This window comes from Fervidobacterium pennivorans (genome assembly GCF_001644665.1).
GTDB classification, from domain to species: domain Bacteria; phylum Thermotogota; class Thermotogae; order Thermotogales; family Fervidobacteriaceae; genus Fervidobacterium; species Fervidobacterium ngatamarikiense.
The window spans coordinates 1,492,148-1,511,079 of record NZ_CP011393.1; the positions used below are offsets into that span (position 1 = coordinate 1,492,148).

Annotated in this window: 18 protein-coding genes; 4 read left to right on the top strand and 14 right to left on the bottom strand. The window is 38.5% G+C overall.

The genetic code is table 11. From position 1 onward, the window contains the following. Nucleotides 1-10 precede the first annotated feature (10 nt). The 3 genes from rlmN to rsgA are packed head-to-tail and all read left to right on the top strand — an operon-like array spanning nucleotide 11 to nucleotide 2,774. On the top strand, nucleotides 11-1,072 hold the full coding sequence (gene rlmN / locus JM64_RS06925; protein WP_064012020.1) for a 23S rRNA (adenine(2503)-C(2))-methyltransferase RlmN: 1,062 nt from the start codon (nucleotides 11-13) through the stop codon (nucleotides 1,070-1,072). Nucleotides 1,073-1,085: 13 nt separating this feature from the next. Beyond that, nucleotides 1,086-1,877, top strand: coding sequence for a PASTA domain-containing protein (locus tag JM64_RS06930; protein ID WP_064012021.1), 792 nt, complete (start codon nucleotides 1,086-1,088; stop codon nucleotides 1,875-1,877). A 3-nt stretch (nucleotides 1,878-1,880) separates the two neighbouring features. Next, nucleotides 1,881-2,774: a ribosome small subunit-dependent GTPase A gene (gene rsgA / locus JM64_RS06935; RefSeq protein WP_064012022.1), complete on the top strand. Its 894-nt coding sequence runs from the start codon at nucleotides 1,881-1,883 to the stop codon at nucleotides 2,772-2,774. Between the two features lie 68 nt (nucleotides 2,775-2,842). On the opposite strand, the gene JM64_RS06940 is transcribed toward rsgA, so the two are convergent. The 14 genes from JM64_RS06940 to JM64_RS07005 all read right to left on the bottom strand — a co-directional run bounded on the left by JM64_RS06940 (nucleotide 2,843) and on the right by JM64_RS07005 (nucleotide 16,247). After that, nucleotides 2,843-4,060, bottom strand: coding sequence for a glycosyltransferase family 4 protein (locus JM64_RS06940; protein ID WP_064012023.1), 1,218 nt, complete (start codon nucleotides 4,058-4,060; stop codon nucleotides 2,843-2,845). Beyond that, nucleotides 4,060-6,444, bottom strand: coding sequence for an efflux RND transporter permease subunit (locus tag JM64_RS06945; protein ID WP_064012024.1), 2,385 nt, complete (start codon nucleotides 6,442-6,444; stop codon nucleotides 4,060-4,062). The genes JM64_RS06940 and JM64_RS06945 overlap by 1 nt, the downstream gene beginning before the upstream one ends. 1 nt (nucleotide 6,445) lies before the next feature. Then, nucleotides 6,446-6,856 carry a hypothetical protein gene (locus JM64_RS06950; protein ID WP_064012025.1) on the bottom strand — a complete coding sequence of 137 codons (411 nt, stop codon included), beginning with the start codon at nucleotides 6,854-6,856 and terminating at the stop codon, nucleotides 6,446-6,448. A 44-nt stretch (nucleotides 6,857-6,900) separates the two neighbouring features. Beyond that, on the bottom strand, nucleotides 6,901-7,452 hold the full coding sequence (locus JM64_RS06955) for a hypothetical protein (RefSeq protein WP_064012026.1): 552 nt from the start codon (nucleotides 7,450-7,452) through the stop codon (nucleotides 6,901-6,903). Nucleotides 7,453-7,533: 81 nt separating this feature from the next. Continuing rightward, nucleotides 7,534-8,757 (bottom strand): S41 family peptidase, encoded by a 1,224-nt coding sequence (locus JM64_RS06960; RefSeq protein WP_064012027.1) that lies wholly within the window; start codon nucleotides 8,755-8,757, stop codon nucleotides 7,534-7,536. 31 nt (nucleotides 8,758-8,788) lie between these two features. Further along, nucleotides 8,789-9,649 carry a tRNA (adenine-N1)-methyltransferase gene (locus JM64_RS06965; protein WP_064012570.1) on the bottom strand — a complete coding sequence of 287 codons (861 nt, stop codon included), beginning with the start codon at nucleotides 9,647-9,649 and terminating at the stop codon, nucleotides 8,789-8,791. Nucleotides 9,650-9,677: 28 nt separating this feature from the next. After that, a complete protein-coding gene (locus JM64_RS06970; RefSeq protein WP_064012028.1) occupies nucleotides 9,678-10,982 on the bottom strand; it encodes a hypothetical protein in 1,305 nt (434 codons plus the stop codon). Nucleotides 10,983-11,043: 61 nt separating this feature from the next. Beyond that, nucleotides 11,044-11,562, bottom strand: coding sequence for an AmmeMemoRadiSam system protein A (amrA, locus tag JM64_RS06975; RefSeq protein WP_064012029.1), 519 nt, complete (start codon nucleotides 11,560-11,562; stop codon nucleotides 11,044-11,046). 42 nt (nucleotides 11,563-11,604) lie between these two features. Beyond that, complete coding sequence (locus tag JM64_RS06980; protein WP_064012030.1) at nucleotides 11,605-12,276, bottom strand: DUF6115 domain-containing protein; 672 nt, start codon at nucleotides 12,274-12,276, stop codon at nucleotides 11,605-11,607. A 2-nt stretch (nucleotides 12,277-12,278) separates the two neighbouring features. Continuing rightward, nucleotides 12,279-12,881, bottom strand: coding sequence for a DUF4897 domain-containing protein (locus JM64_RS06985; RefSeq protein WP_064012031.1), 603 nt, complete (start codon nucleotides 12,879-12,881; stop codon nucleotides 12,279-12,281). Between the two features lie 25 nt (nucleotides 12,882-12,906). Beyond that, nucleotides 12,907-14,418 (bottom strand): TrkH family potassium uptake protein, encoded by a 1,512-nt coding sequence (locus JM64_RS06990; protein WP_064012032.1) that lies wholly within the window; start codon nucleotides 14,416-14,418, stop codon nucleotides 12,907-12,909. Nucleotides 14,419-14,504: 86 nt separating this feature from the next. Beyond that, a complete protein-coding gene (locus JM64_RS06995; protein WP_014452429.1) occupies nucleotides 14,505-15,164 on the bottom strand; it encodes a potassium channel family protein in 660 nt (219 codons plus the stop codon). Next, nucleotides 15,161-15,634, bottom strand: a complete 474-nt coding sequence (locus tag JM64_RS07000) for a potassium channel family protein (RefSeq protein ID WP_014452430.1) — start codon at nucleotides 15,632-15,634, stop codon at nucleotides 15,161-15,163. The genes JM64_RS06995 and JM64_RS07000 overlap by 4 nt, the downstream gene beginning before the upstream one ends. Continuing rightward, on the bottom strand, nucleotides 15,615-16,247 hold the full coding sequence (locus JM64_RS07005) for a response regulator (RefSeq protein WP_014452431.1): 633 nt from the start codon (nucleotides 16,245-16,247) through the stop codon (nucleotides 15,615-15,617). The genes JM64_RS07000 and JM64_RS07005 overlap by 20 nt, the downstream gene beginning before the upstream one ends. A 128-nt stretch (nucleotides 16,248-16,375) precedes the next feature. Between JM64_RS07005 and JM64_RS07010 the strand changes: the two genes are divergently transcribed. After that, entirely contained in the window at nucleotides 16,376-18,925 is a 2,550-nt protein-coding gene (locus tag JM64_RS07010) for an alpha-amylase family glycosyl hydrolase (RefSeq protein WP_156487921.1), read from the top strand. Nucleotides 18,926-18,932 lie beyond the last annotated feature (7 nt).

Consider the following 18,932-nt stretch of genomic DNA (forward strand, 5'->3'; position numbering starts at 1 on the left):
GGTGACATATATGAAAAAGAACATTCTTGATTTTAGTTATGAAGAACTGGTTGAAGAATTTTCAAAGTTTGGACTTGAAAAATTCCGGGTTGACCAGGTGTGGGATTGGATATTCAAAAAAAAGGCATTTGATTTTAACGGGATGACAAATTTATCGAAAGAACATAGGGCTCTGCTTTCGGAAAGATTCTACGTAGGGGTGCCTGAGTTATTGGATATGCAAGTTTCCAAAATCGATAAAACTACCAAATTTCTCTGGCAGTTGGAAGACGGCAACACCATAGAATCCGTGTTGCTGTTCCACACTGACAGAGTAACTGCTTGCATCTCATCTCAAGTTGGATGTCCTGTTAAATGTGCATTTTGTGCAACTGGTCAGAGCGGTTATGTCAGAAATCTTTCCGTTGGTGAAATCGTTGCTCAGGTTATTGCGATGGAAAAGGAAAGGCGTGTGAATATTGGTAACATTGTTTACATGGGCATGGGAGAACCACTTTTGAATTACAACGAAGTGGTAAAAAGTGTGCGCATATTGAACCACAAGAAAGGCAAAAATATAAGTATGAGACGAATTTCGATATCAACAGTAGGTATCCCGGAAAAGATAGTGCAACTTGCAAACGATTTGCCCGAGGTCAAGTTGGCGATTTCGTTGCATGCACCAACGAATTATAAAAGAGACATTATTATTCCTATGAACAGAAAGTATTCTGTCGAAGAGATAATCCATGCTGTCAAAGAATATCAAAAGATTACCAAAAACCGTGTCACATTTGAATATATCCTTATTAGGGAATTCAACGATTTTGTGGACGATGCGGAAAAGCTTGCGGAACTTCTCAGAGGTATAGGCGCTTACGTTAACCTTATTCCTGTTAACCCTGTACAGACCGATAGTGAAATCAAAATGGAAAGACCTCACCATTGGGCTATTGAAAGGTTCAAGGAAATCTTAGACAAGCACAACATCGAAAACGAAATAAGAAGGGAAAAAGGAACTGATATAGATGCGGCTTGCGGTCAACTGAGAAGAAGACACATCACAAGCAGTAAAGTGAAACAGACTAAATAAGGGAGTGATGCTGTTGATAGATAGAAGAATCAAAAAAGCAAACAAGGATTCTTCGAAGAAGAAAAAACACCTCGGCGTGGTTGTCCTTTCTTTCCCAGTTTTAGTTGTAATGGTCATAATTTTGGCGGTTATTTCGGGATTACTTGCATTTTATTTGGTAATGTTCCTGGAAACGAAAAGGGGAACTGTACTCCTTCCAAATTTCGTAGGGACTGATGTTCAAACTGCAGAAAAAGAGCTGAAAGATTTGGGGTTCAAGGTTGAGAAATTGGGAGACGCGGGAAGAGTAATCAATATGGAACCTCCAGGAAATACTGTTGTGAAGAAAGGTAGGAAGGTGAAACTTTTCACAGAAAATGCAGTTCAAAAATCTCTTATTCTTCCAGATTTTAAAGGGACATGGTATGAGAGTGTTCAAAAGATATTTGATTTGATGGGAATACACTCAACCATCAAAAAGGTCCCAGAGGCGGAATTGGGTGGCACAGTTATACAAACATCACCAACTCCTGGTAACAAAGTCGTCACGGGCGATATTGTTACATTGTTTGTAAGTAGTGGATCTGGTAAAACAGACACGAGCATTCCTGAAAACGCTCAGAATTCAGCTGAATCGAGTGATATAAAGTTGCCATATTCTGCATCAGAAAATGCACTGGAGGTTATACCTCCATCTGTCCCTACTGAATCTCAAAACTTTGGACAGACTGCCCCGACACCTGTTTCTACACCAGAGGATATCGGGAAACGTCAGGAAAACCAAGAAAGTACAAATAATTCAAACTTCCAAGGGGGGCAGTTTTAAAATATGAAACAGGGAAGAAGATTGGGAAGAGTTATCAAATTTTATTCTAACCTTTTGGTTGTACAAGACCTTGAAAACGGTGAAAAGCTTCTGTGCAAGCTACGTGGTAAATTCAAAAAACAAGGTATCAGACCTATTGTTGGAGATGTTGTTGAGTTTGTAAGGGTGGTTGGTAACGAAGGTGTTGTGGAAAATATTCTCAATAGAAGCAACGAACTCAAAAAGCCGAGTGTTGCAAATGTGGACCAAGTGGTTATAGTTACGACCCTTGAAAAGCCGGAAGTTCCATACGATATACTTGATAGATTCATTGTTCTGGTGGAATATGAGAATCTACCTATTGTTATAGCTCTCAACAAAGTGGATTTGTTGTCCGAAGAACAGATACAAAAATTCGAATCGATATATGGGAAGCTTTATCCAATAATAAAGACAAGCGTGACTCAAAGGATAGGTTTAGAGGACCTAAAAAGGTATCTTACAGGAAGAGTATCTGTCTTTGCTGGGATGTCTGGTGTTGGAAAAAGCAGTTTGTTGAACGCGTTGGAAAGTACACTTAGACTAAGAACAGGCGAGATTTCCGAAAAACTGGAACGAGGCAAGCACACAACAACTGCAGCTGAGCTACTCTCACTTTCTTTTGGTGGGTGGGTAGTTGATACTCCTGGATTTGCAAGTCTTGAGATTTCACACATAAAGCCTTTGGAACTACGCGAATTATTTATTGAATTTGAAAACGATAAGTGCTTTTTTCCAGATTGCTTGCATTTGAACGAACCAGAATGTTATGTAAAGAAGGCAGTTGAAAAAGGAAAAATAAGTCCAACAAGATACGAAAGCTATGTGAAATTCTTAAATGAATTGTTTGAAATCGACAAGACAAGCGAACGAGCTTAGAGGAACTCAAGTGATGTTTGGGTTAAAAAAGCGCTCCACATGATTTTTGGAGCGCTTTTTTTGTTTTTTTAGTCAAAGAGCTCAATCAGTTTTTTGAATACCGCGTTTAGTTTCATTTGTAACGACGTGTTGATTATTGATGGCATTGTAAAGTCGATGAATCCTTGTTGTATAGCTGTTTGGTAGATTTTTTCTAACTTGTCAGCCATTGTATTCATTGACCAGTATTTTTCCACATATTCAATACCTTTCTTAGAAAGTTCTTCTTTTCGTTCCAGGGCAATTCTTATCGCATGGTAAAACTCCTCTTCATTAATACCAGTGGTTATGGCTCCCTCGCCATTCACAAGCACGTTTGCTATACCTTTGTAAGCTATTGCAACAACAGGTGTGCCACTTGCTAAGGATTCGAGAACAACCAGCCCTTGAGTTTCTGTTAAAGATGCGAAGACAAACAAATCTGCAGCTTTGTAATAATCCCTCATTTCTTTATGGGGAATGTATCCTGTAAATATTGTTCTGCCCATAAGACCTTCATCTTCAAAGAAGCTTTCAAGAGCTTTTCTTTCCGGTCCGTCACCTACGATCAAGAACCAAACATTGCTATTTTCATGCATATAACGAGAGACCACTTTTGAAAGGAACTCTAAATTCTTTTCCTTTGCTAGTCTTCCTGCGTACATTAGTAAGATAGAATCGTGTGGTATGCCGTATTCTTTCCGAATATCCTTCCTTGGTGGTTGGGAGAATTCTATCGTATCGATGCCTGTTGGAACAACTTCAATGGGTCGCTGAACACCGTAAGATATGAGTTCCTGCTTTATTTCCTCTGTTGGTGCTATAACGATATTGACTTTGTTGCAAAACCATTTTGAAAATTCCTCAACGGTTCTTCTGTCTGGAGTAAACGGCGGAGGAACGTAATGTCTGTATTCCGTTAAAAGTGTGTGATAGGTATGAACATGCGGTAATTTTAAATCTTTTTGGACCTTTAATGCCCTCATACCAAGTGCCATAGGGTCGTGGCTGTGGATTATCTCTATTTTGTTTTCGAGTGCGAATTCTATAATTTTTATGTGATTTGCAAAAACTACCTTGTGTTGTTTTTCTAAAGGGAAAGGTATGCCTGGAACTAAAAGGATTTTTTCTTCACCTTCCGGCTTTACAGGAGCGACTATAAAAACCTCATGGCCTCGCATCTCCAAATATTTTTTTGATAGATAAATCGAGGTAGCAACACCATTTATTTGAGGCAAATATGTATCCGATATCATCAATATCCTCATCACTTGTCCTCCTCATTGATGGCAGGATTCGATGCTTCAACTTTTTTGGCCTCACGATACGATTTCTCTGCTGTGTTAAGATACCAGCAGAACGAAATAAGCAAATCACCTATGAGACCTGCTGATGTGACAAAACCAAACTCTCTGAGTAACTGTCCCTGAGCAAATATAAAGCTACCAAATGAGGCTACCGTTGTGAGAACGCTCATTATGACTGCTTTTTCTGTTTTTATAACACTCTCTTTCCCATATCGGATGCTGTGGTCCAATTCAACTAAACTATCAACACCTATTCCCAAGAATATTGGTAAAACAATAAAGGTAATGAACGTTGTTTTGATACCTACTAGATAAGAAATACCAAAAGCTGCAAGGGTATTTAGTGTTGTCAGCGATATTATGTTCCAAGATTTTCTAACATTTCTAAACTCGATGTAAAGGATTATAAATTCTATCAGGAAGACGATACCAAAAACCCAAATGGTCGAGATGAGCAACTCTTCTATAATTCCATAGAAGAGTGTTGTGTATCCGTAAGTTCTTATGTTTCCTATTTTTTTAATAGACTCGAAGAAAGTTTTTATGTTGTTGCCTGCCCAAATTTCTATTGCGGGTGTCACAAACGCAAGCAGGTATTTTTTCCCGTGGATATCCTCGTAGAACAAGCTGGGAATATCTTTCTCCATGAGTTTGAAAAGGTCCTCTGTTGATGAGATATTTCTTATCACATCAACTGTTGAAACGAAACTTTCATAAAGCCCATACTTTCTGAAGAGAATCTCTAAAAAAGGTGTATTAGTTATCTGAAGAACTTGGACATAGATGTTGGATTTTTCCTCTGCTATCTTTTCAGGATTTTGGATGAACGTAAGTATTGAAAAGTCGGAAGTTATCAGTCCTTTTTCTTTGAGTTTTGCAAGAAAACTCTGCAGTTCTTCAGATGTTTCCGCAGCTATTACTATATCGCTGGAAGCAATGCTACCAAATTTTTTAGATATTAGTTCACTAGTGACATTTGTTTCTGATTTCTTTGGAATCAAGCTGGAAGTTGTGTATGAAAAGTTTATAATTGAGTAAATCCCTACAGCTGACAAAAGCAACGTAGTTATTATTGTCAGTGTCATTAGCACACGGCTCTTTCTTACTATATCAACCACTCTCACATAAGTTTCCCTTTGACGACCTTTGAATTTTGGAAGGAGCATATTGTGAGCTATTGGAACAAGCGTGTTGAAAACAAAGAAGTAAACAACAACACCCAGAGCTATGGAAAACCCCATCTGCTTAATTGCATCAGAAGGACTCAAGAGCATTCCAAGGAATGCAAGACAAGTTGTAACCATTGATATGAACGATGGTCTAAAATTTTCGATGAAGGCATCTACTATACTCTGGCGTAAGATACCTTCCATATTAAATCGCTCCTGTATTCTTGTGACGATGTACATAGCATAATCTATACCCATTCCCAATAACATAGCGTTGACGAACGTGGTTACTATATTCAATTCTTTTAAGAATAAAGCTATAAGCCCAAGAGTTATACCCATTGACATTAGAAGTCCTGCAAAGAGGATAAGGAGCTCCCATATATTACCAAAACCGATGATTATTATAAGTATAATGGCGACGAGAGATATAAAAGTTGTAAGGGTAAAATCTTTCGATGCCTGGATGTTTGCTTCGTATGTAGACATCACGCCGCCAGTAAAATATATTTTTACGTTATGTTGGTTTTCAAATTTCTTGGATAGTTTTTTTAGCTCTTGGACAGCCTCTGCGACGAATTTTACATCTGACATTGGCTTTTTCATGGAGAAATTCATGACTAAAAGTTCTTTGTCGGGTGAAAGCAAATAATATTTCTTGATACCGCTTTTTTCTACTATACCTTTGATGTAACTATGCAAATCGTAAAGTGCAGAGCCTACATTTCTCCAGAATCTGAAGTCAACAAGAGTTTTCGGTTCTACCCTTGTAAGCGATTGGTAGTACCTAATGGTATCGTTTATAGTTCCCTCACCAAAAGAAAGCATTCCGTATTTAACCAACGTTTCTGGGTTATCAAAAGGTTCTGCGTGGTTTATATACGGTGTGTTTTCAAAAAGTTCTTTAATCATTTTGGCGATGTTATCTGGATTACTCGTTTTCACACCGTCGATGGCAACTATCAATGTATTAGAAGTTACTTTTTCTGAAGTGTATTTCACAAGGTCCTGGAATCTGGGATCGTCCTTTGGTGCCAATCCTGTTATATCTGCATTGATTCTTAAGCCAAAAACAGCATAGATGCCCAGAAGGGCAGAGACTATAATTAGTGCTAAAATAATCTGTTTCTGCTTATTTAGAATATTTTCGACATACCATTTGGCAAACCTTTCCAACTCAGCTCGCCCTCCATACTAAAAGTAGTAGCAACGCTAATCCATTGAATATAATTACAGGGAAGCGCTTTTGGAAATGCGGTTTTATGAAGTTACCAAGCGTATAACATACCACATAACCATAATGGAAAGAAAATCCATACCATCCAAGTCTAAACGCAAAAATCGGAGTCAATGAGTAAACAATGAGTCTTTGAACTTCTTGGAAGACCTCCTCTACGTTTAAAAACAAACTAGAGAAAAAGACAAGACTTGGAAGATAAAGTATGAAAAAATTAAAGACCTCGGGGTCTAAAAGGAATACTCTCAGGTGCAAGTATTTAGCAGACCACGGGTAAAGAACGATTAATAATAAAAGTGCTATAAGCGATTTTATCATTTCGGTAGTTGCTTTCGATTTTATCTTGGCCATTAACAGGTTCTCCCCTTCTTTTTCAAGCATCTGCAAATTTTGTTTTAGTGAACTGGAATTTGTGTGGCATCCACAAACTCTACATTGTATTTTTCCGCGATTAACCTTGCTATCTCTTTATCTGATTTGCCCAGTCGAAAGGATGTATTTATACCGTTGAGCGCTTTCCACAAAGCGTCACCAAAGGTTTTATCTGGAAAATAAGGACCTTCACTTGAATATATTCTTGGATACCATAAAAGGTCAATATGCTTGATTTTATATTTTATCCATTCTATTCCGTATCCCCACCAATAGTGCCAGACCTTTTTTGTTATAAACATAGCAGCGCGTCTGTCTTGAACCGAAAATATCGTTTGCTCAAGAGTTTTTGAATCATCATATACTTTTATTCTTCTTTTGTATTCGAGGAAAAATAGTTGCTGATTTATCTCGTTTGTTTTTCTTAAAATGAGGTACTTATAAGGATTTTTCAAAAAAAGAGACGGAGAAGGTAAAACCTCCTCCATCGTTACAGGCTTTCTTTCTGATATCAAAAAACTTAAGGTGACAACCGAGAAGAGAAAAAAGACAAATGCATAAAATTCTAACCTCATCTCTCAAACTTCGCTTTCTTTTTGTAATACAGTCCTTGGCACATCTTAGTAATGCGATGTTTTCACAAGTAATTAAGCTCATTACTTTGCCTGATTTACAAGGTAGTCGAGGGCAACTTTTACAACCGGGTCATTTTGGTCAACTTCTATCTCAGTTAACGTGTATGTTTTGGCATCAAGCTTCCTAGAAGTGTTTGTTGAGCCTTGTGTTTCCTCCACTTTGATGTTTGGCTCAATTCCTACTTTGTGTATATCTTTTCCAGATGGTGTTAAGTAATGTGCGATTGTCAAAAAGACAGTTCCGCCGTTGCTAAGTGGGAATCCTCTTTGAACAGAACCTTTTCCAAAAGTCTTCTGACCTATGAGTACCGCCCTTTTATTTTCTTTCAGCGCAGCAGCAACGATTTCCGAAGCAGATGCAGAGCCATTGTTTATGAGCACTGCCATAGGAACTTTTGGATAATTGTTGCCCTGACTAATATAGCGCTCAGTAATTTTTCCATCTCTATCCTTCACAGAGACGATAACATTACCTGGGTCTAAGAATTGATTCGCCACATGAATAGCAACGTCAAGCAATCCACCAGGGTTATTGCGCAAATCAAGAATAAGAGCGTCTATTTGGTTGTCATACAGTTTTCTGAGAGCTTTTTGTAGTTCATTTGGGACAGGCTCGTTGAACTTAGTCAAAAGAACATAACCTATCTTTTTGTTTTTATACTCCGTTATCCCTGACTTAACAGGAATTATCTGGATAATTTCTCGAACTATAGTAACCTCAATAATCTCATTTCCTCGCTTTATTGTTAATTTTACGGAAGTTCCAGGTTTTCCTCTCATCTTGTTAACCGCTTCCATGTATTCCATTTCACTTACCGGTTGGTCATCGATACCGATAATAAGGTCTCCAGGTTGCAACCCAGCGCGCCATGCCGGTGTTCCGTACATTGGACTTACTACTTTAACAGCTTTATTTTCACTGTCGTAGGTTACTTCGATACCAAGTCCACCATATTGCCCTTCCATTTCTATCTGTTGTTCAGTCATCTGTGACGGTGGGTAATAGTAACTGAAATCGTCCCCAAGCCCTTTAATCATACCATCTATGGCAGAATCTATGAGTTTGTTGAAATTAACGTTTTTGATGTCGTAGTAGTTGTAATTAATTCTATAAAGCGTTTCGTAGAGTGGCGAAATGTAATTGAGTAACTCTTTGTCAGAGGCACTAGATAGAATCATACTTGATGCAATAACTACGATAGCCAAAAAGACGTATGAAAGAATTCCCTTAAAAATGCTTCTCATACCTCACACCTTCCTTTCGAATTTCAGAATTTTAAATCTCGGCGTTTTCGTTTGTATTTTCAATTTGAATTATTGGCTCTGTTTCTTTCATTTGCTCTTTGCTCGACTCTTCTTTAATTTTGACAAAAGCATTCACCTTTCTTGCGAAAATCATATAAGTTGTGTGTGCTACCATTCTGTCAACAGGTCTCAGCCTGTTGGGATAGGGTTTAAACTGTCTCATTAAAGATTCCCAAACCTCGACATCTATGAATGGCAGTTCGTACATTTTCTCAAGCACCATAGAGACTTGATTAACTGTTGGGCAGATTACACCTATCCGTCCACCTCCAGCTAACGCTTCCCAACAAACTTGTATGTAATTCTCTGGGTCAGGCACGTCCAAGAGCAAAGCATCTACATTTGTTTCGTCAAATCCGAAAACTATATCACGTAGTTTTAACTCAACTCTATCTATAAGTCCCCATTCTGTGAGATTCTGGGTTGCGAGTTTGTAGAAATCTTCCCTTCTTTCGTAGGCATAGACTTTTCCTTCGTTTCCCACAAGCCTTGCCATTGCTGCACACATGGCACCACTACCAACACCGGTATCGATAACTCTACTACCTGGTTTAATGTCCAGTTTCATTACAATATAGCTCGAGTCCTTTGGATAGACAATTTGTGTTTTTCTTTTCATCGAGAATATGTCATCAATGTAAGTGGGTTGTAAAAGGTAGTAGGACTTGTTTGTTTTTCCTATAGTAATTGCGTCCCCGTAGTTTTTTCCAATTATTTTATCAAATTCGACGACACCAAGGTGGGTTCCTTTCTTTTTTCCCGCTTCAACTCTAACAAGGAACTTCGTTCCATCTTCGCCATATAGCAAGACTCTGTCTCCACCCTTTATCAACTCATTCACACCTGCCTTCTTTTTTCAATCACTGTTGTTTATTTTTAATTTTAGCACGGGAGTTCAAAAGTTCAATAACTACTAGTCCAGCGATTAATAGACCAAGAATGTAACCTGATGATTGTACACCTATGACATCTATAAGAATTCCTGTTAAGATGACTGCTACATATATTCCAAGAAGATTCACTGGGTGGAATTTAGGTCTATTTATTTCATTATTCGAATTGTATTCTGATAGAAATCTCACTATTCCTGGCGTTGTATAACCAAAGCGCTTTTGGATTTGGTGACAAACGAGGAAACCAAGCAAGAAAGCAGACGTAGATATCCAACCTATTTTTGAAAATGTGAAAGTCGTTGCATAAATTAAGAGCGCAAGCGCAATATTCACAGGACCAAATAGCTCAAGCTTTTTAGAATAACTTTTGAAAAAAGAGACTAAGACTGTATTTAAAACGTAGCCCAAAACAAAGAAATATAAAGTTTTGGCAGCTTCAAATTCGGCAGATATACCTTTGCGGATGTTTAGCAAATACCATGCATGGAAAGGTAATAGGAATTCTATTTGGTAGAGGAGCACCTTCGCAAGTTCGTCTGATAAGATTTGTTGCGGACTTTTGTTTAGCACCTTCCAAGGAGTCTTCTTTGCCTGGAGTTTATCGTATATTTCCGTTTTTTCACTAATGCTTAGCTTTACTTTGTATTTCTTATCCTCAACTATTAAAAATGCTACAGCAAAGACGGAAAAGAAGAACAAAAGACTGACGTGTGAGACTATTTTGCTATTTGAATCTGTTGTCAAAAGTCTGACGGAGTAACCGTATGACCAAAGAGCACCTAGAACACTCCAGAGCATGGGTTGAATGCTTAGTAACCTTTGGTTAAAATAGTTTTTCCTATCCTCCAGCATTCCAAGTAAGGATAGTGCGTAGATAAACAACGAAAAGTTGAAGGTTATTACAAGAAAAACGAGACTAAATAAATTCTTGTCAACTGTTAACAAGTTTGAGATTGTTGAAAGCAAAAAGGAGGAGATTGTTCCAAACACAAGTATATATGGTGTTCTCCGACCTATAGCTGTTCTTGTCATTTCAAAAAGAAACAGTATTTTGTCTTTTAGGAAAGCAATTATTATAAGTTCCGAATAAAAGCTTCCAAGCAAAATCCATTTGGGAATAGAAGATTTCAACAAGAAGCTGAGCATTATGTAAATGTAGGTAGGTATGAAAAAACCAAGCCCAAAAAAGCCAAATGACAGTACAACAGTGTCCTTAACATCTTCGGACCTCAGTTTCCTTAGGTTATACCTTTCACTATCTTTTGTTGTCATCAACCACTCACCTCCGTGCCGTTAAACTCACGGCACAGCTGTCTTTATTCTTTTCGAAGTTTCATTTGTATCTTTCAACCGTGAATTTGTATATCTCAAAATCATCGTCAAATATTCCTGCTTTGAGTTTAGCTATACGCATTTGTTCTTCAATCGTATCCACACCCTCTATATCTGGCAATAGTAATCCTCTTCTCCATCCTTTTTGGACGATTATTCCATACTTTTTCGGGTCAAGTTCAGCGATGCTTCTCACCGGTTCATATGGGCTAAGAACGTCAACATTAACGATGATGTTATCAAGCTCGTAAGGCTCGACAGGAGGAAACCTTGGGTCACGAGTTGCAGCTGCTATCGCGTTATCACGAATCTCATACGCGAGGTTTTCATGAACAGGCATAAATGTTCCAATACATCCTCTTAATGAGCCATCCAAGTTGTGCAAAGTTACAAAACATCCAGCCTTTCTTTCGAAAAGCTCTTTGGGTAAACCTTCGTATGGTTCTATAATCCTTCTGTACTTGACGTAATTTTCTATCACTTCTATAGCCCATTTTACATAAGGGTGCTCACCCACCATATTAATCCCCCCTCACCACACTAATCTCTCATTTGATGATAATCAGGGCTTCTGTCTTTTCATAAGGTCGATTATCAACTGAACCTCTCCAACACCCATCTTCATTTTCTTGGCGATTTCAACTGGTTCGAAACCGCTGAGATACATGTCGAATATTAATTCTTCTTTCTTGTTCTTTGCATCATCGGTATACTCGTTTTTTTCATACTTCTCATATTCATCGACTATTTCTTCTCTTTTTTCAGGCACGCGCGTTGAGTAGGTTGGTTTGTTTTTGAGAACATATCCTTGGATTAATGCCTTTTCGTCAGCGGAGAGCTCTGTATCAATGTTGGAGAATTTTCCTATGGTCTCCGTTTTACCATTTTCTTTAAAGCTTTCGTTTTTGAGTTTTTGGTTAGCTTCCATTTCACTTGGACTTCCTGTTTTTTGCAATTGGTTTTGCAATTGGACTGCTAAGGCAGCCAATGACACATACTGCTCGTTTAAGTCTTTAATCAAAGCTTTAGCTTCTTCCATTTTCCTATCAAGTTGTTCAAGTTTTGAGTCAACGAAGATTCTCACCTTTCCGATAAGTTCTACAAGTTTTTCTTCTTCCTCGTCTATTGCAGTTTTTTCTGTTCTTTTCTTGAAGCTTTCCAATATATAGGTAGCCCATGCAAACACTAGGGAACTTATCGATGCTAAAACTACAAACCAGTGGAAGGCTGACATTTTTATTCACCCTCCTTTTGGTGGTCCTGGAGGGATAATCTTTTATATACGATTCTCGGGAAGGTCTTAATGTCTTCTCCACTCCAAAGAATTAGGGTCCTAAGATTTTTTGTTGGCGTGGGTTCCACACTTTCAATTCGAACATCTTCCGGCAAATGCACTTTAAACGTGGAGTTTGCAACAGAGTTCATGCGAATCTGTCCCATGTCAAAGATGTAGGTATCGTTTTTTGGTTGCACAATGCCTTTTAGAACGACTGTTTCGGTAATCTCTAAGATACTCGCATTGTTCTTTATGTTTGACTTAAAATCCAGTACTTCGATTTTCTTACCTATGTCTTTTGAGATTTCGCTGAAGTATTTTTTGAACGTTTCAAGAGATGTTTGTTCATATGTTGTTAGATACTCTTCTTTCTTTTTCTCACTCTTGAACTTTAAACCACTTACGGTTGTTATCGTAGCAACATCAGTGTAGCCAACCAAAACATCAGAGTTGTAGTATTCAACGGTGAAGTTAGAACCTCTGAACATCAGAGTTATAACATCGGTAATAAGGAAGAAAAGAACTATGAACACAAGTAAATAAATCATTGTTTTATTTCCCATGTCACACATCCTTTCACCAATCGTTTCATTTAATCGAAACACCTGAGTTTATCCTTTTTGATAGACGTGTTTCATCAATTTTTTTGTTTAAATCGTTTATCACTTTCGTTATAGCATATATCACTATCAAAAATTCGAACCTTCCTGTGAACATTCCTATTATCAACGTCCACATTGCTGTTAATGGCATATTTGGAGATGTAACACCACAGCTAAGCCCAACACCATCCATTGCCGAGGCGAATTCAAACATCGAATTCAAAGCGCCGTATCCGTGTAGCATGAGTATAAATGAACCAATGACAAATGTTATCAGATAAAGTGATACGACAAGCAAAGCTTCACGAATGTTGTCATCACCAAAGATAATTTGTTGTTCACCTTTAAATATTACTTTCTTCCTCACCGTGCCTCTTGGCATAAGGAACCCTTTTACGCTATCGTGCAGAGTGTTCAGTATGACCCAAATACGGAACTGTTTGATACCACTCGATGTTGAGTCCATCATACCACCAGATAGCATAAGTACTATTAGAATAAACATAAATGGCGAAAAAGATATCCATTTCTCTTCATTTAACGGCAACGTTTGGAAACCTGTTCCACTTATAGCCGAGACCGTTTGGAAAAGTATATACCTTAAAGCTTCTCCAAAGTTTTTGTAGTACTTTCCTGTAGCGTAAACAGATAAAACAATTGCTGAACCAAATGAAGAACCTATCAATAACCAAGGCTCGCCATTCTTCAAAACCGCCTTAATATTTCCTTTCCAGAGAGCGTAGTGTATTCCAAACCCCGTTGCCCCGATAATCATGAGAACTATTGTGACAATTTCTATCGCCAGGTTATTGAACTCTCCTATACTACCGTTGCGAGTTGAAAATCCGCCAGTTCCTAATGCGGTCATCGTATGATTAAGTGCCTCAAACCAATTCATCCCGGATAATCTCAAAGCGATTGTTCCAGCAACTGTGTAAGCAAGGTAAATCTCCAATATTAACTGAGCGGACCTTCTTATATTTGGCACAAGGTTGTCGGACCTACCTTCTGATTTATAAAATCCCAGAGCTCTTGGACCCAAGACCATGCCCAGCATCAAGACCGCGAAACCTGCACCACCTACGTATTGTGTAAATGACCTCCAAAATAAAAGAAGTTTAGACAATTTGGTCACGTCTGTGAACATCGTTAATCCTGTGCCACTTAGTCCACTCGCTGATTCAAAGACAGCTTGAGAAAATGAAAGGTTTCCTAACAAAATATGCGGAATGGCGGAAAGCAACGATATTATAACCCACGTGAAGACGGTAAGTACGGCTCCTTCTCTATACCCTATGGTTTCTATGTCTTCAACTTTTACTGCGAAACCAGAGAAGTATATGGCAAAAGAAAGCACAGCAGTAATTAAAAATGGATAAGCGTTTTTGATTTCTTCCGGATAGAAGATGCAAAATACCGTAGGAACTAAAACAATGAACGCGTATTGAAGCATAACAAGTGTAAACGCTTTATATATTCTTAGATAGCTTTTCAGCATTTATAACAACCTCCAGAAAATTCGGTCGCTTCTACATATGTATTCTATTACCGATTACTGCAAAATTGAAGAGCGAAACAAGCTGTTTACGAGCTAAAAAATGATAGAACCTCCATACGCTTTTCTTCTCGGCACACAAGGACAATCTCGTCACCAGGTTCGAGTGTAGTTTCACCACGAGGTATCAAGAAATTATCGCCTCTTTTTATCCCTACTATGACCACATCTTCTGGCACGCTAAGTTCCTTAATCTTTTTATGGACGATATTTGAATCCCATGTTAGAGTGATTTCCAATATAGCTACACCTTTAGAAAATGTTTTCTCTTCAAGGTCACGTGTTATCTGGCTTCCGAAAAGCAATGGTTCCAAATTTCTCATAATCAAATCTGTTACACCAAGCGTTCTGATACCAAAGCGTTCAAATAAGTCGAGATTTTCAGAGTTGTTTAATAAAGTAACTACGTTCTTTACTCCGTAATATTCTTGAACCAAACGAGCGATAAAGAAATTTTTTCTGTCTCTTTCCATAAGTAGGACAACAATATCGTTTGGCTCAATCCCAAGCTGGTCGAGGACTTTTTTTGATGTGCCGTCCCCGTTGACAATTGTAGCATTAAGTGTCTTTGAGTATTCTTCACATAAATCTTGGTCTTTGTTAACAAAATAAACGTCGTAACCTTGTGCTATTAATCTTTTAGCAAGAAAGTAAGGGACTCGTTCACCACCAATAATTATTATCTTCACTGTTTTTCACCAACCTTTGGTTCAACGTGTTCAAGGATATTGTGTTCAAAGGTATCTACCGTTAAATCGATTGGTGAGATTACATCAATACCACTCTTTATGAAAAGTGGCACATTTTCTCTGTCATTTACAAGGGAGATAACCCTTGGAATTCCAAATATCTTTGCTCCAACCAACGATACAAAGTAATTAGTTGAATCGTCCTCTGTTGTTGTCACTAGTAAGTCCGCCTTTATAGCTTTTGCCCTTTCCATTGTTTCACGTTCGGTAGCATCACCTATAACTATAAAACCACCGTAATCTTCGGGCAGTAGGTCTAACGTGTTGGGATTTTTATCGACCACAGTGACGTTAAACCCTATTCTTGAGAGCCTGGTTGCAACTTCAAGACCGACTTTGCCACAACCGACTACGACAACATAAAACCTAAGCCCAACAGGTATATTTATGTTAATCGGACTCAAGTTCATCACCCTTTCGGTATCCCTTCATGTTTATATCTAATGCTTTTGCTGCGTTCCTATGACGCTCAGCCAGTTCAGAATTTCCACGCTTTTCGAGAATTTCTGCCATTAGATAGTGTGGTATCGGTGAAGATGGCATGAGAGAAAACATTGTTCTGACAATTTGTTCTGCTTTGTCCAAATCACCTGGAAAATTAGAATGTATTAATCCTTCAGCTTCTCTTAAGTATCTTTCAAATGACTCTTTCTTGTAGTCAAGCAAATCTTTGATTTTTCTCCGCAATTCATCCTGAGTGAAAGGCTTAGCTAAATAATCTACAGGCGCATATTTGCAAACTTCTGCAATGTTTTCGGGTGTTGCAAAAGCCGAAATAATCAAAACAGGTGTAAATATTCCTCTTAATCTTAATCTTTTTATGAATTCAATCCCATCAAGGTTCTCGTCATTCTCAAACTTGATGTCGGTTGTAATCAGATCGAACTTGTATCTATCACAAAGTTTCAGAGCGGTTTCAACGTTTTCTGCTTCGACTGGATTGCACTCGTAGGCAGTGGAAATCATTCGAACCAACAAGTTCCTAACGTGCTTTTCATCATCAACTACCAGGACATCTATCATCTTACTCGCCCCCTTCTTTGGAAATTATACCACTTCTTTGGAAATTGTACCACACCTTCGTTTTTTATGCACTCCCCGTGGTAGAATAAGGAAAGCTTTGGGATAGCAATTCATTGGAGGTGGAAGGTATGAAAGGGAAAGCTTTTGCAAATTTCTTGAAATCTGTAGTAGGTTTGCTACTTTTTGGATTTATGTTCAGTTACGTTTTAGATGCTGTAGGCTTCTCTGATGTGTTAACTCAGTACAAGGGTGGATGGGCTGATAAGGTTTTGTACATGATAATGATTGACCGTTTTAACGATGGAGAACCTTCCAACAATAACCAGGGAAAAGGTGAATACAACCCTCGTGACGGAGCGAAATACAGCGGAGGAGATTTGAAGGGTATCATCGATAAAATCGACTATATAAAAGGTCTTGGTGTCGATGGAATTTGGATAACACCACCTGTGGCTAATCAGTGGTGGGATCCATGGGTAAATTACGGTGGATACCATGGCTACTGGGCAAGAGATTTTAAAAAGGTTGACGAGCACTTTGGAACACTTGAAGATTACAAAGCGCTTGCAGATGCACTACACAAGAATGGAATGAAGTTAATCCAGGACATTGTTGTTAACCATGTTGGAAACTACTTTAGATTCAGAAACGGGAAATTCGAACTGAACACTGGAAGTATACCAACGTCAGCACCAACTCAATACCCGTTCAGTTTGAACAATTACAACGACCCTGAACAGAGGCAGAGAGCTATATACCACTGGACACCTGATATCAACAACTACTCAGACCCTGAGCAAAAACTCAACTACCAAATGAGTGGTTTAGATGACCTTAACACTGAAAACCCAGAAGTTGTTGAAGCATTAAAGGATTCTTATGCATACTGGATAAAAGAAGTTGGGGTTGATGGCTTTCGTGTGGATACAGCAATGTACGTTCCCAAATCCTTTTTCGACGAGTTTTTCAAAGGCAACGGAGGGATGTTCTCCTTGAAAGAAGACTTTATAGCCTTTGGGGAAACATGGCTTTCTTCAAAACCATACGAGAATGTATCTGACTTTGAGATAGCTTCCTACTTTGACCACGGTTTTAATTCTATGCTTGATTTCACCTTGATGGAAGAAATTAGACGCGTAATAAAAGGTGGTCAACCAACCGATTTTCTTGCTTACAGACTCAAGGTGCGAAACGAGACACTAAAAAAAGGTCTACTTGTGACATTTATTGATAACCACGATATGGAAAGGTTTGGAAAAGGTGCAACACCGAATATCACCATGCAAGCTCTTGGATTGTTGTTGACACTACCTGGAATGCCAGTTATATATTATGGTACAGAGCAGTACTTTGAAGAAACGCGTGCGAGTATGTTCAAAGGTGGATGGGGGTCGTTCGGTCAAGATCACTTCAACACCGAGAGTGATATGTACAAGTTTATCAAGAACGGTATCGAATTCAGAAAATCACACCCGGCAACAAGATACGGAGAAGTTAATGTTTTATTATCGGAAAAACGAGGTGCAGGTTTGTTAGTTTATACGCTGAAATGTGAAGAAGAGGAGCTGTTCATTGTTTTAAATACAGCAAACGATCCAAGGATCGCGAATTTTAAAACAAATTATGAGCCTGGAACAACCTTGGAACCTATTTACAATTTCAGCGGAGGCGTAGGTACTCCTCTTGTTGTAAAAGATGGAGGCTACGTGTCTTTGCGAATTCCAGCACGAACACTGACAGTTTTCGGTATATTAACCGAGAAATCGGAACTCTACAAAACTAACACAACTATCAGTTTGAACCTTTCAGACGGTGAAAAGATAACCGCACTGAAAGAAATAACCGGGACGACGAATGCAAAAGCGGTTTATGTTTACATAGACAGAAAAGTTGAGAACGAAATTAAGATAGAACCAACAGATGGGAAATTCGCATTTACAATAGATCCATTCAAACTCGACCCAGGTGAGCATGTACTACTTGTCAGGGCAGTTGGAAAAAACGTTAAAGATACAGTTTACACTGATGAAATAAGATTCATAGTTGAACTAGAAAAGAAGTTGTTAGCTGAAACGAAAGATCCTCTCGATGATGACATTGGTTTTACAGGAACTTACGTTTACCCAACCGATGCAACATTTAAGCGGCAGATGGATATTGTTGAAGAGAAAGTTGAAAGCATCGGTAATACGTTGGTAATTTCTATCAAACCAAGAGACTTAACAAAAACCTGGGGACCACCAAACGGCTTTGACCACGTTACATACCAAATATTCATCGATGACCCAACAAAGAAAGGCACGGGAGTTTTGCCTTTACAGAACTATGAGTTCGATAATTGGGACTGGGATTGGGAAGTTTTTGCAACTGGTTGGTCGAGTGCGATTTACACTTCACAAGGAGCATCAAAAGATAGATTTGGGACGCAGATAGGTTCTCCCGAAGTTTTTGTTGAAGATGGTTGGGTAAAGATAATCATAAAAGGTGACTGGCTTGGCAACCCTTCATCTTTCGAAGGATGGACAATATATGTGACCAGTTGGGACTACGATGGTATTGAAAACAAATTCAGACCACTCCAGCAAGAACCAAAAGCCTACATCATGGGTGGAGGGAATCCAACGGATCCACTAATAATGGATGACCTATGGTTGGAAATTAAATCAAATCAAGATTGATTTTGTA